This is a genomic window from Anabaena sp. CCY 9910 (assembly GCF_963920875.1).
Taxonomy (GTDB): Bacteria; Cyanobacteriota; Cyanobacteriia; order Cyanobacteriales; family Nostocaceae; genus Trichormus; species Trichormus variabilis.
In genome coordinates, this window is record NZ_CAWUDJ010000001.1 from 523279 (window position 1) to 548017 (window position 24739).

Annotated in this window: 16 protein-coding genes; 10 read left to right on the forward strand and 6 right to left on the reverse strand. The window is 40.6% G+C overall.

From position 1 onward, the window contains the following. Positions 1-243: 243 nt before the first annotated feature. The 6 genes from ACM5QX_RS02285 (at position 244) to ACM5QX_RS02310 (ending at position 10893) form a co-directional block, all read left to right on the forward strand. Positions 244-2040 carry a WD40 repeat domain-containing protein gene (locus ACM5QX_RS02285; protein WP_414752193.1) on the forward strand — a complete coding sequence of 599 codons (1797 nt, stop codon included), beginning with the start codon at positions 244-246 and terminating at the stop codon, positions 2038-2040. A 422-nt stretch (positions 2041-2462) separates the two neighbouring features. Continuing rightward, positions 2463-5276 carry an ATP-binding protein gene (locus tag ACM5QX_RS02290; protein ID WP_414752194.1) on the forward strand — a complete coding sequence of 938 codons (2814 nt, stop codon included), beginning with the start codon at positions 2463-2465 and terminating at the stop codon, positions 5274-5276. A gap of 139 nt (positions 5277-5415) precedes the next feature. After that, the gene (locus ACM5QX_RS02295; RefSeq protein WP_414752195.1) at positions 5416-6639 is read left to right on the forward strand and encodes a response regulator; all 1224 of its coding nucleotides are present in this window, start codon (positions 5416-5418) and stop codon (positions 6637-6639) included. 481 nt (positions 6640-7120) lie between these two features. Next, positions 7121-8452, forward strand: a complete 1332-nt coding sequence (locus ACM5QX_RS02300; protein ID WP_414752196.1) for a response regulator — start codon at positions 7121-7123, stop codon at positions 8450-8452. A gap of 245 nt (positions 8453-8697) precedes the next feature. Beyond that, positions 8698-9849 carry an FIST signal transduction protein gene (locus ACM5QX_RS02305; protein WP_011318938.1) on the forward strand — a complete coding sequence of 384 codons (1152 nt, stop codon included), beginning with the start codon at positions 8698-8700 and terminating at the stop codon, positions 9847-9849. 15 nt (positions 9850-9864) lie between these two features. After that, the gene (locus ACM5QX_RS02310; RefSeq protein WP_414752197.1) at positions 9865-10893 is read left to right on the forward strand and encodes a sensor histidine kinase; all 1029 of its coding nucleotides are present in this window, start codon (positions 9865-9867) and stop codon (positions 10891-10893) included. A 316-nt stretch (positions 10894-11209) separates the two neighbouring features. On the opposite strand, the gene ACM5QX_RS02315 is transcribed toward ACM5QX_RS02310, so the two are convergent. From ACM5QX_RS02315 to ACM5QX_RS02335, 5 genes are all read right to left on the reverse strand, one after another. Next, positions 11210-12772 (reverse strand): NAD(P)H-quinone oxidoreductase subunit N, encoded by a 1563-nt coding sequence (locus ACM5QX_RS02315; protein ID WP_190566106.1) that lies wholly within the window; start codon positions 12770-12772, stop codon positions 11210-11212. Between the two features lie 304 nt (positions 12773-13076). Beyond that, on the reverse strand, positions 13077-14609 hold the full coding sequence (locus ACM5QX_RS02320; RefSeq protein ID WP_414752198.1) for a SagB/ThcOx family dehydrogenase: 1533 nt from the start codon (positions 14607-14609) through the stop codon (positions 13077-13079). Between the two features lie 282 nt (positions 14610-14891). Next, positions 14892-15767 carry a DUF4349 domain-containing protein gene (locus ACM5QX_RS02325; protein ID WP_414752199.1) on the reverse strand — a complete coding sequence of 292 codons (876 nt, stop codon included), beginning with the start codon at positions 15765-15767 and terminating at the stop codon, positions 14892-14894. Between the two features lie 92 nt (positions 15768-15859). Continuing rightward, entirely contained in the window at positions 15860-16318 is a 459-nt protein-coding gene (locus ACM5QX_RS02330) for a DUF3592 domain-containing protein (protein ID WP_414752200.1), read from the reverse strand. A 172-nt stretch (positions 16319-16490) separates the two neighbouring features. Then, the gene (locus ACM5QX_RS02335; protein WP_414752201.1) at positions 16491-17957 is read right to left on the reverse strand and encodes an aminotransferase class I/II-fold pyridoxal phosphate-dependent enzyme; all 1467 of its coding nucleotides are present in this window, start codon (positions 17955-17957) and stop codon (positions 16491-16493) included. 129 nt (positions 17958-18086) lie between these two features. Between ACM5QX_RS02335 and ACM5QX_RS02340 the strand changes: the two genes are divergently transcribed. Continuing rightward, on the forward strand, positions 18087-18947 hold the full coding sequence (locus ACM5QX_RS02340) for a Tab2/Atab2 family RNA-binding protein (RefSeq protein ID WP_414752202.1): 861 nt from the start codon (positions 18087-18089) through the stop codon (positions 18945-18947). Here the strand turns inward: ACM5QX_RS02340 and ACM5QX_RS02345 are convergent. After that, complete coding sequence (locus ACM5QX_RS02345) at positions 18927-19319, reverse strand: hypothetical protein (RefSeq protein ID WP_414752203.1); 393 nt, start codon at positions 19317-19319, stop codon at positions 18927-18929. The two genes, ACM5QX_RS02340 and ACM5QX_RS02345, sit on opposite strands and share 21 nt — an antisense overlap. Between ACM5QX_RS02345 and ACM5QX_RS02350 the strand changes: the two genes are divergently transcribed. From ACM5QX_RS02350 to ACM5QX_RS02360, 3 genes are all read left to right on the forward strand, one after another. After that, complete coding sequence (locus tag ACM5QX_RS02350; RefSeq protein ID WP_414752204.1) at positions 19318-20628, forward strand: TldD/PmbA family protein; 1311 nt, start codon at positions 19318-19320, stop codon at positions 20626-20628. The genes ACM5QX_RS02345 and ACM5QX_RS02350 overlap by 2 nt on opposite strands. Before the next feature lie 87 nt (positions 20629-20715). Further along, positions 20716-23376, forward strand: coding sequence for a chloride channel protein (locus ACM5QX_RS02355; RefSeq protein WP_414752205.1), 2661 nt, complete (start codon positions 20716-20718; stop codon positions 23374-23376). 385 nt (positions 23377-23761) lie between these two features. After that, the gene (locus tag ACM5QX_RS02360) at positions 23762-24739 is read left to right on the forward strand and encodes a sodium-dependent bicarbonate transport family permease (RefSeq protein ID WP_414752206.1); all 978 of its coding nucleotides are present in this window, start codon (positions 23762-23764) and stop codon (positions 24737-24739) included.

Sequence of the window (24739 nt, forward strand, 5' to 3'; positions counted from 1 at the left end):
AAATAGAACTGTTCTAGGACAACAGTATCTTTTGGTTAAGGTTAGTTAGAATTGATGGACTTCATGGAAATTATTCCTATCTCAGTCATATCAAGCAATCAAGGCTAAAAATCCTATTAATAAGGATACTCTCTGCGAATTTTGCCTACGATTGTGTTCTATTAGACTGCGAGGATTACGGAATTTTTAATTAACTAGAAGTTATAAACTTGATTAATTGCATTGGTATAACTTACCTTAAGTATGCAAAATTGTGCCACAGGAATGCAGATGGATTGGATTAGCTTACTCAAAGCTCAACAAGCTGACTTCCTTCTCCGTGTGAAAAAACCGAAGACTTACGATCTGTCTTTGTTGGAAAGTCAAGTTAAAGGTTGCCACAGCGAAATTATGGCATTTTGGGGGGAGCCATTTGCCAAAATTCAGGAAGTTTCTCGCCGACAAGCTGAAATCCTTGCTAAAAATCCGCCTCCCATCCCGCCCGAATATCCAGAACCGCCGGACTGGACGATTCCTTTTCCTATCCACTTCCAGCAGCAAGCAGAAGATTATTTCTTGCGAGAACAAATTGTCGATCGCATTATTGTGGAACGTCTGGGTAAGTTACTGAAAAAATTGCCCCAGGATACTGTGAAAAACATGGTACTTGATGATGAAGGCAATTTGCGCGGTGAAAGCAAATTTACTTATTTGTTGGCAGATAACCCCAAAATCAGTGTGCAAGTTTATGTAGCGGATGGAGAAAGTTTTAATGGTATTAAGAAAGATAAAATTAAGTGGTCAGTTACTCAAGAAGATTTGAAAAATCACCAAGTATTAATTTTTCTGTGTTTATTTTATCCATCCACAGGTAAACTTGGTTATGAAAAGCAAGCTGTAGTAGCTGGCTTTTTACCCACTAGTCACATCGCCTTAACTGAACCAAAGCTATATTTCACCCCCAGTCATTTGTTATATGGAGGTGGATTAAGTTGGTATTTAGAATCACTAACTGCAAAAAAAGAAGCGAAACTAGATTTTCTGCCGGTAGTGATTGAGAGAACGATACCAGAAACGATTCAAACTGTACCCTCAGAACATCCCCGCAAAGAAATTATAGGTGATTGGGAATGTTGGCAGACATTAAGAGGACACACTAGAGGAATTAATTGCTTGTCTTTTAGTTCTGGTTGTGAAAATGGTTTGCCAATGTTAGCTAGTGGTAGTCGGGGAGAGACAAAACTCTGGGATTTAAGCCAGGGTGAATTAATCGATACTTTGTCGGAATATCCTTGGATTGTCTCTGGGTTAGTAGATGAAGTAAATTCTCTGGCTTTTAGTGCTGATGGGCAAATGTTGGTGAGTGGTGGTGCAGACTCCACTATTAAGATTTGGCATACAGGCGCACTAGATTTAATTGATATTCTGCACAAACACAATGGGATTGTCAGGTGTGCGGCTTTTACTCCCGATGGGCAGATGCTAGCGACTGGTGGCGACGACAGAAGAATCTTGTTTTGGGATTTGATGCACCGTCAGGTCAAAGCTATTTTGTCTTTAGATGATACGACTGCTCATTCTCTAGTTTTGAGCAGAGATGGACAAACTTTAGTCACAGGGAGCTATCGCAAAATCAAAGTTTGGCAAACTTCTGGTTCCTGGTTCGGTAAAAATCTCAAGGATGCACAACCGTTACATACCCTGATGGGTCATGGTCATATCGTGCGTTCTTTAGCGATAAGTAAAGATGGTCAACTACTGATTAGTGGCAGTTGGGATCAGACGATTAAAATTTGGCACTTGGCTACTGGGAGATTAATTCGCACCCTCAAAGGTCATACAGATAAAGTGTATGCGATCGCCTTAAGTCCTGATGAACAAATTATCGCTAGTGGTAGTTCTGATCAAACCATCAAGTTGTGGCATCTGGAAACAGGCGAGTTATTAGCTACGTTTACAGGTCACACTGATATCGTTACAGCGCTAACTTTTACAACATCCGGTGAGATGTTAGTCAGTGGCAGTTTGGATAAGACGATTAAACTTTGGCAAAGGAGTTAATGAGAAATCATTGGTCAACAGTCAATAGTTATTTGTCTCTTTTTCTGTATTTTTTATGTTTCTAACCCCACTCAACAGCGCTAATCAAATTAGCGTTGTTTTTTGGCATATCTTGGAAATAATGTGTTTGCTAGTGGCTTTTGATATGTAAAAATCTTTTATGCAGGTGCGGGGTATTCAGCCAGGAGATGCAAAAACAACTGATAGGCACTCCCGTAATCAAAAGCTGTCAATATCAAGTTATTATTGTGATATTTTAGAACAAATAAGTGCATACACTTGAGAGTAAGACAAGTTATCACCTAAATATTTAGGGTGCGATAATGTTACACCCCACTGCGGATAATGGCTTTAAAAAGGTACTTGGCAAATTTAAGGGTAAATAGCATTTTGATATTGCATCTGGAGGAATGGGCAAAATAATGCCAGTGAGTAACACAAAACCTTCTTTGCAGCGCCAAATTAAAACTATGATTCGTTCTAGTGTTCAAACTGCTCAAAAGCTACCTTTGCGCTTGATTTTGGTTGTTCCTTTTGTGCTGCAAATTTTCACAGCAGTAAGTCTTGTAGGTTATCTCTCTTTTAAAAATGGACAGAAGGCAGTAAATGAACTCGCTGACCAGTTAATTGTAAAAGTAAATGGGCTAGTTGATCAACATCTTGATACTTACTTAGCAGTTCCTCGCCAGATTAATCAAATCAATGTGGATGCTACGAATTTAGGAATGCTGAATCTAGAAAATTTTCAGACTACAGGACGTTATTTCTGGCAGCAAATGCAGGTATTTAATGTTGGTTATATTAGTTTTGCTAACCCCCAAGGAGAATTTATCGGGGTTGAACGCTTGGATGGAGGTAGCTTATTAATTAATGAAGTTTCTCAAGAAAAGGGGATTGGCAAACTGTATGTTTACAATACAAATAATCAAGGCGATCGCCAGCAATTAATAGCAGTCAAAGATTACAATCCCCATGTGGAAGCTTGGTATGCAGATGCAGTTAAGGTAGGGAAACCTATCTGGAGTCAGATTTATTCATGGGAAGATAAACCAGAAGTTTTATCTATATCTGCAAGTTATCCCATCAATGACAGTAATAATAAATTTGTTGGTGTAATTAGTGTTGATTTAATACTGTCGCAAATTAACAGCTTTTTAGCCAATTTGAAAGTCGGACAAACAGGACAAATATTTATTCTAGAACGTTCTGGAATGATAGTTGCTTCTTCCACTAGTGAAGCACCATACAAAGTAATTAGCGGCAAAGCACAAAGGCTATCGGCACACCAGAGTCAAAATTATTTGCTTCGAGAAACAACGGATTATCTGCAACAAAAATTTGGTCAACTAAAAAATGTTAAGAATTATCAAGAAACTGTATTGCAACTACGACATGAAAGACATTTTGTGCAAGTAAGACCTTGGAAAGATAAATTAGGCTTGGATTGGTTAGTGATTGTTGTTGTCCCTGAGAGCGACTTTATGGCACAAATTAATACCAACAATCGCACAACTGTTTTACTTTGTTTGGGGGCGCTAATTATAGCGACGGCAATGGGTGTGTATACTTCCCGTTGGATTGCTCGTCCTATTGTGCAGTTAACTCAAGCTAGTAGTGCGATCGCCTCTGGCAACCTTGACCAAGAAGTGACGATTTCTGGCTTAAAAGAATTGAGTATGCTTGCCACATCTTTTAATCAAATGGCGGGACAACTACGTGATAGTTTTGCAGAATTAGAAAAAACCAATCAAGAATTAGAAAACAGAGTTGCGGAACGAACGGCGGAAATCACAGCAGCGAAAGAAACGGCTGATGCTGCTAACCGTGCCAAAAGTGAATTTTTGGCTAACATGAGCCATGAATTACGCACCCCACTCAATGGTATTCTCGGCTATGCACAAATTTTGCAGATGGATTCCAATACTAGTGATGAGCAAATGCAAGGTTTGAACACTATTTATGAGTGTGGTTCTCATTTACTGACTTTAATTAATGATATTTTAGATATTGCCAAAATTGAAGCTAAGAAACTAGAATTATATCCTAAAGAATTTGATTTAAGAAAATTATTACTCGGTGCTTGTGAGATGTGCCGAATTAAAGCAGATCAAAAAGAACTTATTTTTAAATATCATTTAAATCATCGTATTCCTGCTAATGTTTTCGCTGATGAAAAACGGATACGCCAGGTTTTAATTAATATTCTGAGTAACGCTATTAAGTTTACAGATCATGGTACAGTCACTTTTGATGTAGAAGTAGTTGCCTGTACAGGAACAAAATTAATTACCAATACAAATCAGTTACTGCCAGTTCATCAACTGAGATTCCACATTGAAGATACAGGCATTGGGATGACTGATGAACAACTAAAAAAAATATTTTTGCCCTTTGAGCAAGTAGGAGATAATTTACATAAATCAGAGGGAACAGGTTTAGGACTAGCAATTAGTAGTCAAATTCTAGAATTGATGGGTAGTGATCTTAAAGTTGAGAGTGTATATGGTAAAGGAACTAAGTTTTGGTTTGATTTAGATTTACCTATAGTTGATACTGGGAAATTCTCTTTATCAGTTGAAGGTCAAAAAAATATTATTGGCTATGAAGGGAAGACAAGAAGTATCTTAATTATTGATAGTAGTTGGGAAAATCGTTTTATTTTCGCCAATTTATTGTCATCCTTAGGGTTTAAGTTGATCGAGGTTAGTAATCTACAAGAGAGTTTAGATAAGATGAAAACTGAACATCCCGATTTAATTATTGCTGATATCGCCATGCCGGAAATAAATAACTTGCAGATGATGAAAACGATGCGATCGCAAGTAGAATTTGCAAATTTGGTGATTATTGCTTCGTCAGCTAGTGTATCTGAATATACTCGTCAGCAAAGTCAAGAAGCCGGTTATGATGATTTTTTAGCAAAACCTGTAAAGGTTGAAGAATTATTTAATATGTTACAAACTTATTTATCTTTAAAATGGATTTACTCACTTAATGATGATTCCTCAGCTAAAATTTCAACTACAGAAGAAATTATATTTCCTCCACCTACGGAATTGTTTAACTTATATCAAGCTGCTAAGGCTGGTTATGTAGTTGGTATTCAAGAAGAGATCACCAGAATTCAGCAATTAGATAAACGATATACGCGTTTTACCGTTAAAGTTTCAGAATTAATAGCAGAGTTTGAAGATGAGGCAATTGTTGCAATGATTCAACCTCATCTATCATATTGATATTCATCAGTTCTTCACTAATAACATCAAAAATCTATTATATAGATTTATATTTTAAGATACTAAAAATGGATTTTTTTTCAGGAAAGTTATTAAATAAAGATGAATCTAAAACTACGATGTTTCATAGGATAATTAGATGAGCAGTCCCATCAATAACTCAGTCTTAATTGTAGATGATATCCCGACTAACATCAAGGTTTTGTTTGACATTCTCAATCAAGCTGGTTTTCGAGTTTCTGTTGCTAAAAATGGTCTAAGCGCGTTAGCAAAAGTACAAGAAACATTACCAAATTTAATTTTACTGGATGTCATGATGCCAGGCATGGATGGATTTGAAACTTGCCGCCACCTAAAAGCCAATCCCAAGACCAAGGACATTCCCGTAATTTTTATGACAGCTTTATCTGATACGGTAAATAAAGTCAAAGGGTTGCAAATTGGTGCAGTTGACTATATTACTAAACCTATTGAATATGAAGAAGTGTTAGCGAGAATCAATGTCCATTTAGAATTGCGGCGGACTCAATTAAAGCTAGCACAAGAGGAGAAAATGTCTTCTTTGGGACAGTTAGTAGCAGGAATTGCCCATGAAATTAATAATCCAGTTAATTTCATTTATGGGAATTTAACCCACGCCCAAAATTATGTTGGAGACTTATTAAATTTATTAAAATTATACGAAAATCATACAGTTAATCCAAGTCCGGAAATTCAAGCATTCTCCAAAAGTATTGAATTAGAGTTTATTAAACAAGATTTACCACATCTATTATCTTCGATGCAAATGGGGACTGAAAGGGTGGAGAAAATCGTGCGATCGCTGCGTTTATTCTCTCGATTAGAAGACCCAGAATTTCAACTATTTAACTTACATGAAGGTATTGATAGCACACTCATTATTTTAAGTCACCGCCTCAAAATTTTGCCTACAGATTCAACAATTCATATTATCAAGGAATATGGTGATATTCCTTTGGTTGAGTGCTATTCTGGAAAACTTAACCAAGTATTCATGAATCTGCTGGCTAATGCCATTGATGCCTTAGAGGAGTCAGTAGTTAATAGAGAAACAACTGATACATTGACAATTTGGATTCGGACAAAAGTCGTGGATGACCAAAAATCAGTATTAATTGAAATTACAGATAATGGTGTTGGTATTCCTCTAGAAGTGCAACAGCGTATATTTGAGCAATTTTTCACTACCAAGCCTTTAGGTAAAGGTACAGGTTTAGGATTGGCGATCGCCCATGAGATTATAGTCGAAAAACATGGGGGTACTCTACAGGTACAATCTACTCCGGGAAAAGGTACTCAATTTTTAATCACTATTCCCATTCAACAAGTGATTAGATATTAATGTTAGCTATTTTTATAGTCATGATACCCTTACTATCTGTTTAGAGACAATAATCAGGTAGTAGTCATTCCTGCTTCAGCAGAAAAGTATTTAGGAGTCATGACAGCTTTATTTTTTGTACCTATATTTTATTTTTATGATTCTTTAACTAAATTAGTCATGAACTCTCATGCAGATGAGTCCAACATAAATCAACCTGGACTACTATATATTGATGTTATAAAAATTATTGGTTGTAGCTGTTGCTCTGTTACAATTTCTGGGAATCATAATCTCATAGGTTATTTATAAAGCAAGAATAACATTTCTGTTGGGGAGCTTGTCTCTGTTGTAGCAAGTGGTATTCTGCTAGGCACATATGTAGATATGATTGGTCAGGAAAAGAATAATTTAAGCGATTAATACACCCAAGGTTTACTTTATAAATAGTCTCCTATCGCATCACCAGTGAATTAATATAAAATCCGCGAGTTCAAATCAAATGCTTGATACATCAACCGAAACTAGCTTTATTTTAGTTGTAGATGATACCCTCACCAATCTCGAAATTATCTCTGAAGCATTGATTGGCGCAGGTTTTGAAGTAGCCACCGCAGTTGATGGAAAAAAAGCACTCGAACAGATACAAAGTAGAGTGCCAGATTTAATTCTGTTGGATGTAATGATGCCGGTAATGGACGGATTTGAAACCTGTAAAAACTTGAAAATTCAGCCAGAAACTCACGATATTCCCGTGATTTTCATGACAGCAATTACTGATACAAATAGTAAAGTAGAAGCCTTAAGTTTAGGCGCAGTTGATTACATTACTAAGCCATTCCATAAAGCAGAAGTGTTAGCTCGTATTTCTGCCCATCTGCAACTGAGAAGCTTGAATAAAAATTTAGAAAAACGAGTTATTGAACGCACGGCTGAATTGAATCAAGCATTAAAAGACCTACAAGAGTATCAACTCCAACTTGTACAACAAGAAAAAATGTCTGTGCTTGGACAATTAGTAGCAGGATTAGCTCATGAAATTAATAACCCAGTCAGTTGTATTTATGGCAATTTAGGTCACGCTTTGACGTATTTTGAAAATATGGATAAGCTGATTAATTTATATCAAAGTTACTATCCCCAGCCTGTAAAAGAAATTCAAAACGAAATCAGTGAAATGGATTTAGCCTATGTGCGTTCTGACCTGCCCAATTTAATTTTCTCTATGAAAGAAGGCATTCAGCGCATCCGAGATATTAGCAGGAGTCTACGTATTTTTTCCAGGTCAGACACAGAAAAAAAAATTCAGTTTGATATTCATGAAGGGATTGATAGTACTATTTTAATACTCAAGCATCGATTGAAAGGATCTGAGAATCACCCTGACATTGAAATTAAACGAGATTATGGTGTCATACCTCAAGTTAACTGCTTTCCTGGGCAATTGAATCAGGTGTTCATGAATATTTTAGCTAATGCAATTGATGCCTTAGAAGAATCATTTAGTAATAATTATTATTCAGTAATAGATAGTAAAATTACTGTTAATCAGGAAATGATGGCTGAGACTCCGCAGATCGTAATTCAGACAATACTGAGTGAAGATGAAAGTTGTGCTTTAATTAAAATTAAAGATAACGGCATAGGAATGCCACAGCCAATTAAAGAGAGAATTTTTGATAATTTGTTTACGACTAAACCTGTAGGGAAAGGTACAGGTTTAGGATTATCAATTGCTCGGCAAATTATCATTCAAAAGCATGGCGGTAAACTTGAGGTAAATTCAGAACCAGGAAGAGGCTCAGAATTTATTATTAACATCCCCATTGAATAACTATATCAATTGTCAAACTTAATTTCTCTAGCTAATTATGTATTTTGCTAAAACTTAATTAAAGCCAGGATGTTTTCTATGGTTCTTCAATGATTGATAAGTTAATCCTTATTTGCAATATAACTTATCATAAATTCATGAGTAATTTAGTATAAATTTGTCGCTAATTTGTGTGATTTGCAAATTTATTCATAAAACTAGGGAACTATATTGCTGTAGGGATTAATGTTTTACAGAGTAAAACGATGATGAAAATAGTAGTAGCCCACAGCAACGACCCAGATTCTCTATCAGCAGTTAAAGAGATTATTCAGCAATCAACAGATTCTCTTCAAGGAAATAATCCTCAAGCGGGAATTTTATTTGCAGCTATTGATTTTGATCACTCCCTAATTCTGGAAAATATTAATCAGGCTTTTCCGGGTATTGAGTTGATTGGTGGAACTACAGATGGGGAAATTTCTTCACTGTTAGAATTTCAGCAAGACTCAATAACTTTAATGCTATTCTGCTCCGACGAAATTGAAATTTTTGCAGGTGTGGGATATCAGGTTTCACACAATCCAATTACGGCGACTCAAGAAGCTGTACAAAAAGCCAAAGCCAAAAGCACAACCGAGCCTCAGTTATGTTTAACCCATCCAGAAAGCCTTACAACTAGCGGTGTGTCTATCTTAGATGGCTTAAAACTGGCTTTAGGAGAAAAGTTTCCCATTTTCGGTGGTTTAGCAGCCGATCAGTCAGTTTATCAAAACACGCACCAATTCTTTAAAACAGAAGTCTTGAGTGATGCTGTGCCAATTTTGCTCTTTTGTGGTCAAGTTTTATTTTCCCACGGTGTGGCTAGTGGTTGGCTCCCCATTGGTAAAACTAGCCAAGTTACCAAAGTAGATAAAAATATCGTCTATGAGATTGACGGTAAACCAGCTTTAGAATTTTATCGACATTATTTAGGTCAGCTTCCGCCGTCAATGGAATATCCTTTAGCCGTGTTTACTCATGATAAAACGAGTTTTTATCTGAGAGCGCCGATCGCCTATGATGAACAATTAGGTAGTGTCACTTTCTTTGCTGATATTCCCGAACAGGCGAGTATTAACATGGCTGAAGCAGGTAAGAGCGATATTTTAGCTGCTTCTCAAGCATCATTTATGACAGCGTTCAAGAATTACCCAGGAACGGAACCAGCAGGTGTTCTGTTTTTCTCTTGTGTAGCTCGAAGACAATTACTAGGTACACAAGCTCAACAAGAATATCTAAATACTAAAAATATTTCTAATAAATATTTACCATCTTGTGGTTTTTATTGTAATGGAGAAATTTCCCCTATAAAACCAACAGGTGAAACACATTTTCATAATGAAACTTTTGTCACTTTAATTTTAGGAACTCATTAATAATTTAAGGATTGTATGAATTGTGAACAAGAAATCCAGAGGCTGGAAAAAGCTAATAGAATTCTTCAGAAAAAATTAATTCGTTCAGAGGTTGATAGAGTTAGGCTAGAGGAAACTAACAGCAAAAAGGAGACTTTGCTTAAGAATGTAATTAATGAATTAAAGCAATCACAAATTCAATTAGAAGACAGGAGGCATGAATTAGAGAAAACCCTGTTTAATCTTCAGACAATGCAGGATAAAATGTCTGCCTTAGGTAGTATGGTTGCAGACGTAGCTCACGAAATTAATAATCCTGTGGGATTTATCATGGGGAATCTGAACCCAGCATTTGAGTATATTCATGAGTTATTCCGTCTGCTTGACCTGTATCAGCAATATTACCCCGAACCATGCCCAGAAATCCAGGCAGAAATGACAGCAATGGATTATGAATATGTGCGTGAGGATTTGCCTAAACTTATTTCCTCAATGAAAGAAGGAACTGATCGCATTAGCAAGCTTAGTAATAGTTTACGGACTTTTTCCCGAACAGATGCAGAATATAAATTGCTTTTTAATATTCATGAAGGGATTGACAGTACTCTTTATATTCTTCAGCATCGTTTAAAGGCTACTCAAGACCGTCCACAAATTCAAGTAGTTAAAAAGTATGCGGATATTCCTTTAATTGAATGTTTTCCCGGTCAATTGAATCAGGTATTTATGAATCTTTTAGCTAATGCGATAGATGCGTTGGAAGAGTCTAATTTTGGGTTAAGTTTTGCGGAGATTGAGCAAAAAAACAATCAAATTACGATTATCACTAGTTTATTCGCCAATTCTATTTTAATTCAAGTTAAAGATAATGGTTTTGGGATATCAGATGAATTAAAATCAAAAATATTTGAACATTCATTTACTACTAAACCTGTGGGTAAAGGTACAGGATTAGGGTTAGCGATCGCTCAACAAATTATCGTCCAAAAACATGGTGGAAAGTTGGAGGTTAATTCAGTTCCAGGAGAGGGTTCGGAATTTATTATTACTCTTCCTATTGAATAAATTATGACTTATGCACCCAGATTTTCTGTTGAGACTGGGTGTAGGGGTGTAGGGGTTTAAGGGTTTAGGGGTTTAGGGGTTTCAAACATTTATTTTGAATTAATTCATCCCTTATACGCTCATCTAAGCCCTTGATGTTTCGTGTTCAAGAGTATAGCTGTTGCCAGTAGTGTTAGGACATCAATAAGATGATACAACCTACACACAACAAGACTTTTTACCCAATCCCCAGTCCCCAATCCCCAATCCCAGCTAAATTTAAAAAAATATCCCCGAATTTTGGGAAAAATCGGGGATAAATGGATTGAGATAGAGCTTACAAACCGTCTGGTTTCTCAGCAGGAATAGCACTTACCTGAGTACTGACAACTTTTGTGGCTTGCAGAATTGCAGTATTGGCAACAGAATTATTCGCCAAAGTAAAGAGTGGATTAGATAAAATTCCTGCTACGGAGGTAGCAATCAAAGTCAACACTAAACCCACTTGCAATGGTCTAAATCCAGGCAAATTCCAACGTATTTCGGGGTAATTTTTGACTACATCGGACATTTCTTGGGGTTCTTTGACTACCATCATTTTGACTACGCGAATGTAGTAGTAGATGGAGACAACACTGGTTACTAAGCCTAGTAAGACCAACCAGTAAAGACCTGCTTGCCAACCAGCCCAGAATAAGTAAATTTTGCCAAAAAACCCGGCTAGTGGAGGAATACCGCCCAATGAAAGCAGGGAGATACTCAAACCTAGTGTGAGGAGTGGGTCTTTTTGATATAACCCAGAGTATTCGGCAATTTGGTCGGTTCCTGTCCGCAGGGAGAACAGAATGATGCAGGTAAAACCGCACAGGTTCATGAATAGGTAAACCAGCAGGTAAAAGATCATGCTGGCGTATCCGGCATCAGTTCCAGCAATCAAGCCAATCATCACAAACCCGGCTTGGGCAATGGATGAATAAGCTAGCATCCGTTTCATGCTGGTTTGGGCTAGGGCGACAACGTTACCCAAAATCATGCTGAGGACGGCTAAGGCTGTGAACACAAATTTCCATTCTTCGGCGACGAAGGGGAAAACTGTGGTTAACAGACGGATAGCGAGGGCAAAGCCTGCTGCCTTGGAACCAACGGATAAAAAGGCAATCACTGGAGTGGGAGCGCCTTCATATACGTCTGGTGTCCATTGGTGGAAAGGTGCGGCGGAAATCTTAAAGCCAATACCCGCGATGACAAAAACCAGGGCAATAACTGCACCTAGTGATTGACCAACGTTAGCTGTAATGATTCCGTTAGCGATCGCACTTAGTTCTGTTTGTCCACCGGATAGACCGTATAAAAGTGACACGCCATACAGAAATACTGCTGTGCTGGAAGCGCCAATCAACAAGTATTTCAGCGCTGCCTCATTAGAGCGAGGGTCACGCTTGGTATAACCTGTCAACAAATAAGAGGAGATACTTAGGGTTTCTAGGGAGATGAAGATCATCACCAACTCACTAGCCCCAGAGACAAACATCCCGCCCAAAGTGGCAGTTAACAAAATAGCGATGAATTCCGCTAAAGCAGTTCCACTCTGCTCAACATAGCGGATTGACATCAAGATGGTAACAACGGCAGATAGGGCGATGATACCGCGAAAGATGATGCTGAGGTCATCACCAATAAACCCGCCAGTAAAAGAGATGGGATTGGTAGCATCCCATTGAAAATACAGGGCAACAATCGCTGCGAGTAAGCCTGCGATCGCCAGATATCCGATCCAGCGTGAGGATGTACGCCCTAAAATCAAATCAACAATCAAAACCCCCATGAGGGTGACAATTACAATTCCCTCTGGCAAAATTGTTCCAGCATTTAACTGGGCTGCAAGATTAGCAAAATCCATGAGATATATAGGTTTTGGCGATTAGACATCAAGGCTAACTTTGTTCATTCTATCTATTGTTCTTGACCAAAGTTGCATTTATCTTTTTAGCTTTTAGTTTATGCCCGCTTTTGGCTAAAAACTGCTCACTGGTAGCGTCTTAGCTTTCCGTTACGCATTGTTACTATACATACCATTAGATGAAATTATGCTTGGGTGTAGCATTTGTAACTTAGTAACGTGAATTGAAAACAAAGACTGGGTAAGCTTAAGAGACAGGAGGAAAAGAGAAATACTAATGGTTAATGACCTTTTTTGAATTGATTTATCTAGGTCTTCCCAAGGTTGTAATATAGATGACTGCTTCATCATTGGGAATACCCAGAACTTCATTGACTTGGTCATCAAAAAAACCACCAATACCACTGACACCTAAGTTGAGTTGGATAGCAGCTAAATTCAATCTTTGTCCCAAATGTCCGGCATCCATGTGTAAGTAACGATAAACACGATCGCCATATTGAGCGATCGCGGATTTAAGATCAGATGTATGAAAAATTACGGCAGCAGCATCTCGGCCTAGTTCCTGTCCCAAGCAGAGGAAGTGTAACTCTCGCCGGAAGTTTTTAAACCGGATTTGCCTTAATTCTTGAGCTTTAGGCGCGTAATAGTAACAACCAGCCTCCAGTCCTTGGACTCCGCAGACAGCGATAAAAGTTTCAATTAAATTTAAATCAAAATAATCCGGGGAATTATCTAGACTTTGGTCAATATAATTTTGGGGTTGATAAGTAAAATCCAGTAAAGCTTTGAGTTCATCAAAGGTCAATTCCTCACCATTATAAGCACGGGTAGAACGTCGCTTGTGCATGGTGATTTCCAACTCTGACAGATTTTCTCCCCAGTATATGGGTGCGGAGACGGTGGAGATTTTCAAGCAGAAAGGGAAATTGTATTTATCCTCCAAGGATTTTTCTTGGATGACCGTTGGTAAATTCAGTTTGCCAGTGATACTAGCCGAAATTTGAGTATGGTGATGAAAATATTTGAGCAATTCACCGTCGGGAACTTGGGGATAATTGGTTTCTGTAGCCGAGGGGAGGGCTGTACATCCTGGGGATAAATTTTGCTGGATATCTAATAAATCTGCTAACGGTAAAACAGCGATCGCTCCTTCCTGTAGCGGATCAATATATAGTAAATCATTAACCGCTTCATCGATGAAACCACCAATTAAGTGGGGACGATAATCAGTGATAGCAGCACCTAACTCGATATTTCCCAACAAATGTCCTGTATCTAGACAAATGCGACGATAAGCCCGGTCTTCATAGCGCCACGCCGAACGATAGAAAACAGCCGTAACAATAATGGCTAATTGAGTACTTTCTAAAGCAGGATGCCAGAAACAAGCCTCTTGCAAACTTTGCCAAACATCACTTTCCCAATAATGTATTAGGGAATGAGTCCGACATTGGTAGTTATAAAGCCCTGGCGATAGTAGGGGCGTACCACGGGAAACCACATATACCTCCGCCGGATATAATCCCCCCGCACTGGGCGCAGCACGTAAATACACCGTATTCCCCATAGAAGGCATTCTGGCAGTCAGCCCATAACTGCGAAACAATAACCGCGACAGCCTTTGCCACCATTGACCATTGGTATCATTGACAAATACCTCTGGTGTTTCTTGTAAATAGGGTTTAAGGTCAATAGCAGAACCGATTTTATACTCCTTAAACGGCACTGGCTGTTTAGCCCAATCTAACCCCTGACTTTTAGAGGCGATCGTCTCAGGGTCATATTTAGTACGTTCGTGATAATGTTGAGCAATTGACTGGTGTATTTCTGGCATAGTACTTTCAATACCCTTACGACATCCTCATTTTGATCTTGGCATTCATCAGTACCATTATTTCAGTCTAATCAGCACATTCCTCAGAATTACTATTGTTTAAGGAGGCAGGGGGCAGGAGGCAGGAGGCAGGGGGCAGGGGGCAGGGGGAGAAAGAGTTTGAGCCTTATTTATTTTTCTTCACATAGTTTGGTTTCAATGCACCGACTTACTTAATGACAACTGTACAGACGCGATTAATCCCCTCTCTGACAATTGTACAGACGCGATTAATCGCGTCTCTTAATGACTAGCTAAATGATTACGCCGCCAACGGTAGAACCCATAGACTCCAGCAGACAAAATTAACCAATAGGGACTGTACACTATTAACCAAATACCCAATTTGAGCAGCCCAACCGTAAAATTTCCCAGCGAATAAGTGGATTTATTCCAAGTTTCTTGTATTTGGGAATTTACAGCCAGTTGAGGACTAGTACTAGCGACGGCTGCTTTGAGATTGAGCGTAATAGTGGAATAGGCGACTTGATTCTGTAGGTTTTTTAATTGAGCATCAATTTGTTCGATAGATTGTCTAACATTGCTGAGTTCTTGAGCAACACTGAGTACATCTCTAACTGAACCTGCCCGATCCATAATTTTTTGCAGATTAGCTTCAGTTTTGCGGAAATTAGTTAATCTGGCTTGGAAATCAACCAATTGATTGCCCACATCTTCCGCCGTGATTTTACGATTTTCTACTGTGCCTAATTTAGCTAACTCCTCTATTGTGGGTTCTAGTGAGTTCTGCGGTACTCTTAGCTGTATTGAGGCAGTATGACGGGTATTTCCCTTTGTGGGTTGTTGTTCATTTAAGCCAATTAAGTCTCCCTGCTGACTATTAACAATTTGCGTAACAGTATCAATAGTTTTATCTACCGAGTTGACAATTAGAGTTATGGCCGCTTTTTTAATTAATTGGGGACGGGAACGGGGTATAGGTGCAGCTTGCGCCTTTTGTGCCACATTATCAGCAAGCTCAGAAGCAGTAACAGGTACAGGTGCTGATGCTTGATTTGTAGACTGGGGTGCAGAGGCGCAACTGGTAAAAATTACTCCCCCTATTAGGGCAGTGACAAATAAAGCTGATTTACGTGGTAATTGAATAGACTTTTGCATAATCTCACCCCAGATAGTTGGATTAATCACAAGTATTACTGAGAATAAAACCTAAGCCTGGGATTGTTGCAATTTATGTAACGTATACAGTGCTACTCGTCGCTTGAAGACAAGTATATAGGGGAAATCTGGCGCAGGCCAGAGATGAGACTTAACCCACCCATACCAAAACTGATCCAAGGTATCAAGCCTTCATAAGAATCGACTACGCGGGCAGTAGTTTTTGGTCGCTGGGGGTCATAACGTACTGCTACTATTTTGCCGTTACTGGAACGGTAAGATCGATAATCACCTGTGAAACGGATGCGATCGCCTTTGGCTAGAAACTCAACTACAGGCGCATAGGTTTCCTTTTGCTTATCCTTACTGTCGCGTTCACGACGACGAAGGCTATCTACCACGGTACCCTGTGTTTGTTTTAACGTTGCACGTTCCTTGGTGATTTGATTATTTACCAAAAAACCGCCCCCAATAAACACACATCCAATCACCAGACCAAGAATGCCACTAAATTTATCCTCAAAGGTAATTTGGCGAAATTTCAAATTCATGGGCTTGACAATATCACAGCAATAGATTCCAATGAACTACCCTTGGCTAACTTCGTTTGAGCTAGGGGTAGTTCATCTTACAGAAAATTAATAGTAAATTATGTGAATTAAGGTGAAGAATTTCAAGAACTAAAGGCGATTAGGGAAGGTTGTAGAGGTGCAGAACTAATGACTAATGACCAATGACTAACACCTTTAAAGTACTCAGACTAGTATCGGCACAACCAGTAATAAATCCGCCTGAACTTTGGATGTGTTGTAAATATTCAATGGCAGGTTTTGTGATAACTTCTCCTGGCATAATAAGGGGGATTCCTGGGGGATAGGGACAGACAATTTCTGCACAAATTCCATCGCGCGCCTGTTCGATGGATAATGTCTCACTATCGGCAAAAAAGGCATCACGGGGGGAAATCTCTGAAAAATATTCCAGATTACTATTAACTCTTGGGTTGACTAATGCCTTAGCAGGCGGTGTTGTTTCTGCTAAAGTTGTGAAACCTTGGACTAACTGCTCAATATCAGCAGTTGTGTTTCCCAAGCTAATAATAAAGGTGAGATGTTGCAACGTAGCAAATTCAGCCGTTACCCCCAGTTGTTCGTCTAAAATTTCTTCCGCCGCAAAACCCGTTAAACCCAAGCCGGAAACAGTGACAGTTAAGCGTGTGTTATCCAAAGCTGTAAACCCTGGTGATGGTGTCTGGGTAGGAGGTTGTAAAACTGATAAGCCAGGAATTTGACTAATTCTTTCTCTAGCTTCATTGGCTAGTTGTAAGGTACGGGACATTAACTGTTTCCCAGACAAAGCCATTTGTTGACGAGCCGCATCCAGAGAAGCTAGAAGTACATAACTGGGGCTAGTGGACTGTAGCAGTTGCAAAGCCTGACTAACTCTAACCGCATTTATTCTGTCACCTTGGATGTGTAACATCGAAGCTTGCGTCATTGCACCCAGTACCTTGTGAATGGACTGTACAGTTAAGTCTGCACCAGCAGCTAAGGCTGGGGTAGGTAATTCTGGGTGAAAAGTGAAGTGTGCGCCGTGGGCTTCATCTACAAGTAGAGGAATATTGTATTGGTTGGTGATTTGGGCGATCGCTTCTAAATCCCCACACACACCGTAATACGTAGGGTAAACTGTCAACACCGCTTTAGCATCAGGATGTTTTTGCAAAGCAGCTTTTACAGCCTCAGGTGTCATACTGTGGGCGATATCTAAAACCGGGTCATATTCAGGATGAATAAAAATTGGGATAGCACCAGAGAGAATTAAACCAGCGATCGCTGATGAATGTACATTCCGAGGCAAAATAATCTTATCCCCTGGTCTACAAGTAGCCACAATTGCCGCCTCGACACCGCAAGTAGAACCATTGACTAAAAACCATGTCTGTGCAGCACCAAAAGCCGCCGCCGCTAATCGTTGGGCTTCCTGAATCACTCCTTGGGGTGCAGATAAATTATCTAAATTAGCCAACTCCGTCAAGTCAGCACCAAACACCGCTTCACCCAACAAATCAGCCAAAGGTTGAGCAATCCCCCGCCCCCGCTTATGCCCAGGAGTATAAAACGCTGCATGAGGACGAGCGATACAAGCTTTTATCCCGTCGATTAATGGTGTTTGGTTTTGATCAAGCATTGGTAAGGAGGGAGATAACTGATGACTAATGACTATTGACTATTGACTATTGACCACTGACCAATGACCAATCTTGGTAGAGTGAGAATATAAGCAAAATATAAACTCGCCAGATTTATACGGCAGAACATGGGCAGTATTTGGGAATTAGATTTTTACTCCCGTCCGATTTTGGACGAAAATCAGAAAAAAGTTTGGGAAGTTGTAATTTGTGAAAGTCCCTTAGATATTCGCACAAAGACGGATTCCTTATTTCGCTATGCACAATATTGTCCCAGCACTGAAGTCAATTCAGTTTGGTTAAGGACAGCCATTCAAGAGGCAATTAGCAAGGCGGGGGAAGCACCAATCAAAATTCGCTTTTTCCGTCGCCAAATGAATAATATGATCGTCAAGGCTTGCGAAGATGCAGGTATTCCAGCTTTGCCCAGCCGACGCACCTTGGCGCTCAATCAATTGCTGAAGCAGCGCATGGAAGAGGTTTATCCCCAAGAACCAGGTTATCAAGGGGGAACGACTCCCTCAGTGCGTTTGGACAGTCCCTTACCACAACGCTTACCTGATGCCTTGGAAGGACAACAATGGGTGTTTGTCTCTTTATCAGCTGCGGATTTAGCAGAAATGCCAGAGTGGGAAATTGGTTTTAGTGAGGCATTTCCATTAGATTTTGTCCAGGTATCGCCGGAAACCCGCATTCCTGGGGTATTGATTTTCTCCCCTAGAGCTTTGCCAATAGCGGGTTGGATGTCTGGTTTGGAGTTGGCATTTTTGAGAGTAGATACCAGCCAAGGAACAAGACTAGTTTTAGAAACTGGTGCTACGGAAAGTTGGATTTTAGCAAATATCAAAAATCCCACCACCTTACAAGAAGCTAGAGGTTTCGAGGAAGCAAAACAAAAGGCCAACGGTGTACATTTTATCGGCGTGCAGTCAAACCCGGAAGCGGAGTCTTTTGCTGGATTTTGGCTGTTACAAGAGGTAGGGGTGTAGGGGTGTAAGGGTGTGGGGGTATAGGGGTGTAAGGGTGTAGGGGTGTAAGGGTGTAAGGGTGCGGGGGTGTGGGAGTGTAGGAGATGAGAGAAATATGAATTGTCTATTTTTTTCCCCAATCCCCAGTCTCCAATCCCCAGTCCCCAGTCTCCAATCCCCAGTCCCCAGTCCCCAGTCTCCAATCCCCAGTCCCCAATCCCCAATCCCCAGTCCCCAATCCCCATTCCTTTTAAATGGTGATAAAGACCAATGATTTGGGATAATTATCTGCGTCCGTCTGAAATCTACGCGGATAGTCACCAATGATTTGGGATAATGATCTGCGTGTACTGCCAGTTCAAAATCCAAAGTCCACAATTCACCGAGGGTCATGGGTTCTGAAAATTTGTCACAAGATACACTAGCAGAACAGCTGCTGGAACTAGCTATTAAATCGGGAGCAGAAGCGGCTGAAGTGTATCAGTCGCGATCGCTTTCTCGTCCGGTATTCTTTGAGGCTAACCGACTCAAACAGCTAGAAACCAGCCAATCTGAAGGTACGGCACTGCGGCTATGGCGCAAAGGTCGCCCAGGACTCACGGTAGCTTATGGTTCAGTAGAACCAGGGGCAATGGTAGAACGCGCTCTTGCTTTGAGCGAACTGAACCAATCAGAACCAGTGGAATTGGTCAGCAACTCTAAGCCATCCTACCCAGACTTGGGTGAGGCTGTGTCTGTAGAAGTTTTAGTTGGTTGGGGCAAAGAAGCGATCGCCATCATCCGCGATAATTATCCCGATGTCCTCTGTAATAGTGACTGGGAATGTGATGTGGAAACGACTAGACTTGTCAACACTCAAGGTTTAGATTGCTACTACAGCGATACTACCCTCAGTTGTTATATGTCCGCCGAATGGGTTCGTGGTGATGATTTTTTAAGTGTATCTGATGGACAAACTCAGCGTGATTACTTAGACCCGGAAAAGTTGGCTTATCAAATTTTACAAAGATTGGTTTGGGCTAAGGAAAATGTTCCACCTCCTAACGGTCGTGTCCCAGTTTTATTTACCTCCAAGGCGGCGGATATGCTTTGGGGAACAGCACAAGCAGCGTTGAATGGCAAACGTGTATTAGAAGCAGCTTCCCCTTGGGCAGAACGCGTGGGTAAACAAGTAATCGCTCCTAGCCTTACCCTTTACCAAGACCCCCAAGCCGGGCCTTATAGCTGCCCTTTTGATGACGAAGGTACTCCGACCAAATCTTTGGTATTTATCGAAAAAGGCATATTACAAAATTATTATTGCGATCGCACCACCGGAAGGCAACTAGGTAATGGCACCACTGGTAATGGCTTCCGTCCCGGTTTAGGCAGTTATCCCACCCCTGGCTTATTTAACTTTTTGATTAAGCCTGGTTCTAAATCCCTCAAAGACCTGATCCAAAACATGGATGATGGCTTGATTGTAGACCAAATGCTCGGCGGTAGCGGTGGTATCTCTGGCGACTTTTCGATCAATATCGAATTAGGCTATCGAGTCCAAAAAGGTCAAGTAATCGGTCGCGTCAAAGATACAATGGTCGCAGGCAATGTTTATACCGCCCTCAAGCAAGTGGAATTAGGCAGTGATGCTGATTGGAACGGTTCTTGTTATACTCCGTCTTTAATAGTTGAAGGGCTATCGACGACTGGGAGGAATAATTAGGGGGCAGGGGAAGCAGGGGGGCAGGGAGCAGGGGGAAGAAAATTGACAACTGACAACTGACAACTGACAAATAACTAAATTAGTACTATGTACTTTCGCAGTTGGTTGCAGCCTAGACGGGGTTTAGCGATCGCCGAAGCTTGTGTTATTGGGGTTTTAGCTGCATTATCTGCGGTATTCCTCAAGGTTTGTTCGGGATTATTAGGTGCATGGCGGGTTCATAGTTCTCATGTTTTGCCTGCATGGGTAGTTTTACCAATCATAGGTTTGGGCTTTGGGTATTTGGCTGGTCTGATGGTGCAAAGATTAGCACCAGAGGCGGCGGGTAGTGGTATCCCCCAAGTCAAGGCTACCCTGGCAAATATACCGATGAAATTGTCTTGGCGGGTAGCGGTGATTAAGCTACTGAGTGCCATTATTGCTTTAGGTTCTGGCATCACATTAGGAAGACAAGGGCCGACAGTCCAAGTAGGGGCAGGTTTAGCGGCGGGGATGAGTCGCTTGGTTCCCACTTCTCCTGACCATCGGCGGCAAATGATTGCGGCGGGTGCGGGTGCAGGTTTGGCGGCTGCTTTTAATGCTCCCATTGCCGGTGTATTATTCATTATTGAGGAATTACTTCAAGATTTATCGGGACTGACTCTGGGAACTGCCATTATCGCTTCATTTATTGGCGGGGTAGTTTCCCGGTTGTTGGGTGGTCGCAGTCTAAATTTAAATATAGAATTACTTTCCTACTCTAGTCGTTTTTCTTTTCCAGAAATTCCCTTCTTTTTGCTTTTGGGTGTTTTAGCAGGGTTACTGGGTGCATTATTTAATCGTGGCTTGATTTTTAGCCTCCAGTTTTATCGGAGTCTGCATATTAGTTTACCTTTGCGGGTCGGTTTGGCTGGTTTGGTTTCGGGGATTGTCGTATCGCTGTTACCTGAGTCGTTTCGGGATAATGCTGGTTTAAGGGAATATGTAATTACTGGTGATTTAAATCCAAGCTTTGCAGCGATCGCTTTTGTTGCTCAGTTTACCCTAACTTTAGTCGCATTTGGTTCTGGCGCACCCGGAGGTTTATTTGCGCCTAGCTTAATTTTGGGTTCGGCTTTAGGACATTTGGTCGGTGTATTAGAGTATCAAATCACTGGTGATGGTTCTCCTGTGACTTACGCCTTAGCGGGGATGGGAGGTTTTTTTAGTGCCGTTTCTAAAGTACCAATCACCGCCATTGTGATTATCTTTGAAATGACCACAGATTTTAATTTAGTGTTGCCTTTGATGATAGTTTCTGTGACGGCTTACTTGGTAGCAGACAAAGTAGTACCTGGTTCACTGTATGAGAAATTATTACTGTTAAATGGCATTACCCTCACTAAACAGATGTCGGTAGAGGGGATATTAAGCCAAATGACTGCAAAAGATGTGATGCAGCAACGGGTAGAAACTTTAGATGCAGATATTACCCTTGAAGAAGCCAAGCAAGCCTTTGCTAGTTCCCACCATCGCGGCTTCCCGGTAGTGGAAGATAACAAATTAGTCGGGATTATTACCCAATCAGATTTAACTAAAAGTCTCAGCCGCAATCTAGAGAATCATCCTCACCTCAGGGAAATTATGACTGCTAACCCTATGACAGTCACACCCATACATACCCTGAGTAATGTTTTATATTTGCTAGACCGTTATCAAATCAGTCGCTTACCAGTAGTAGACGGGCAAAAACTCATCGGGATTATTACCCGTGCAGATATCATTCGGGTAGAAGCAGACCGTCTCAACTGCGAAAACCCCAACCCAGGCCCCCAACCAGAACCATCCTATGTAGTTTACCAAACGCGGAGTCCCAGCACAGGCAGGGGTAGAATACTAGTCCCAGTAGCTAACCCAGAAACCGCCGCAACTCTCTTAAAAATGGCAGCCGCCATTGCCCGCGATCGCCATTATGAAATAGAGTGTGTACAAGTAATGCTGGTTTCTCGTCACAGTTCCCCTTCAGAAACCACTGTGAGAACTGCCAAAAGTCGTCGCCTTCTGCGACAAGCCGAAGTATTAGCTAAAAAATGGCGCATTCCCCTACACACCCAAATTAGGGTCGCCCATGATCCTGCTCACGCCATTTTAGAAACCATCAAAGACCGACACATAGATTTAATTCTCATGGGATGGAAAGGCAGCACATCCACCCCAGGTAGGATTTTTGGCAATGTTGTAGACACCATCATCCGTCAAGCCACCTGTGACGTAGTACTAGTTAAGTTAGGTACTTCCCCAATCCCCAATCTCCATTACCCCTTATCCCCAGAGGGGGCCCCACCTTCCCCAATCCCCAGTCCCCAGTCCCCAATCCCCAATCCCCCATTCAATCGCTGGCTAGTCCCAATGGCTGGCGGCCCCAACGCCAGAATAGCCATTAAATTGTTACCAGCTTTAGTTACTTTAAGCGATGACCCACAAATTCGCTTGACAAGGGTGTTTAAACCTTGGGAATTTAGACCAGATATGACAGTTTTAGAACAAGCCATTCGTCAATTGATGCGTCGCCGCCAACTATCTAGTACTGTAATTGCTGCGCCAGTACAAGCTGATTCAGTAGTCGAAGGTGTGATTAAGTTAGTGGAAACTGAAGGTTATGATGTGGTGGTTTTAGGCGCTTCCCGTGAAGGCTTATTACAACAGGCTATTCAAGGTAACATTCCAGAGGCGATCGCTTCTGGTGTTGATAGTACCGTGATTTTGGTAAGGGGCGCAATTGAAAGTTAGAATAATTCTTGTATTGACAAACATGAGAAATAATGTAGTCAATCGTGAAATTTGCCGATAAAACTATCAATTTCGGATTTGTTACAGCAAATACATAGCATTTACACATCATCTACATATTTGATTGACAATACTGGACTAAATTAACTGGTTATAGTTAATGATTCGTTACACATACTGTAGCGATGACATACTACGCCAGTTTCTTATTTAGGACTTACCCATGAAAACGAAAGATCAAGGGTTGGGAAAAGGGTGCAGGGGTATGAATGTTTGCAACCCTTACACCCCTATACCCTTACACCCTTACACCCGCTCTCAACAAACAACCTGTGTACGTAAGTCCTACTATTGTTTCCTATTTAGTAATATCAGGGAAGTGTAGATGAATTCCAGCCTGATTTTATCCAACATTTTAAATCCGCCAGTGCTTTTTTTCTTTCTGGGAATGCTGGCGATTTTTTGCAAATCGGATTTAGATATTCCCCAACCGTTACCAAAGTTATTTTCTCTATACCTGCTACTAGCTATCGGGTTTAAAGGAGGATATGAAATTGAAGAAAGTGGAATTAATCCAGAAATTGCTTTGACATTATTAGCGGCTATATTTATGGCTTCTGCTGTACCGATATATTCGTTTTTTGTGTTGAGAATCAAACTGGATAGTTATAATGCTGCGGCTATTGCAGCCACCTATGGTTCTATCAGTGCTGTCACCTTTATCACCGCTCAGTCATTTCTCAAAATTCTCAATATCTCCTCAGGTGGACACATGGTAGCAGCCTTAGCTTTGATGGAATCGCCAGCAATTATAGTTGGCATTGTACTAGTGAGATTATTCACGCAAAATAAAGATGAGGAGAAAGGAGAATTTTCTTGGGGTGAAGTACTTAGAGAAGCATTTTTAAATGGTTCAGTATTTCTCCTAGTTGGTAGCGTTTTAGTTGGTATTCTCACGGGTGAAAGAGGTTGGGAGAAATTACATCCCTTTACCCAAGATATCTTTTACGGAGTCCTAGCTTTCTTCTTACTAGATATGGGGATGGTAGCAGCAAGACGAATTAAAGACTTGAAGCGTACAGGCTCTTTCTTGATAGCATTTTCTGTATTCATGCCTGTGGCTAACGCGATTTTTGGCATCATTTTAGCTAAATTTATCGGTATTTCCCAAGGAAATGCCCTCTTGTTTGCTGTTCTTTGTGCAAGTGCATCTTATATTGCCGTTCCAGCAGCCATGAGAATAACTGTTCCTGAGGCTAACCCCAGTTTATATGTATCTATGGCCTTAGCTCTGACTTTTCCTTTCAATATCATTGTCGGAATTCCCTTGTATTTCAACATCATCAAATTAATAGGAATTTAG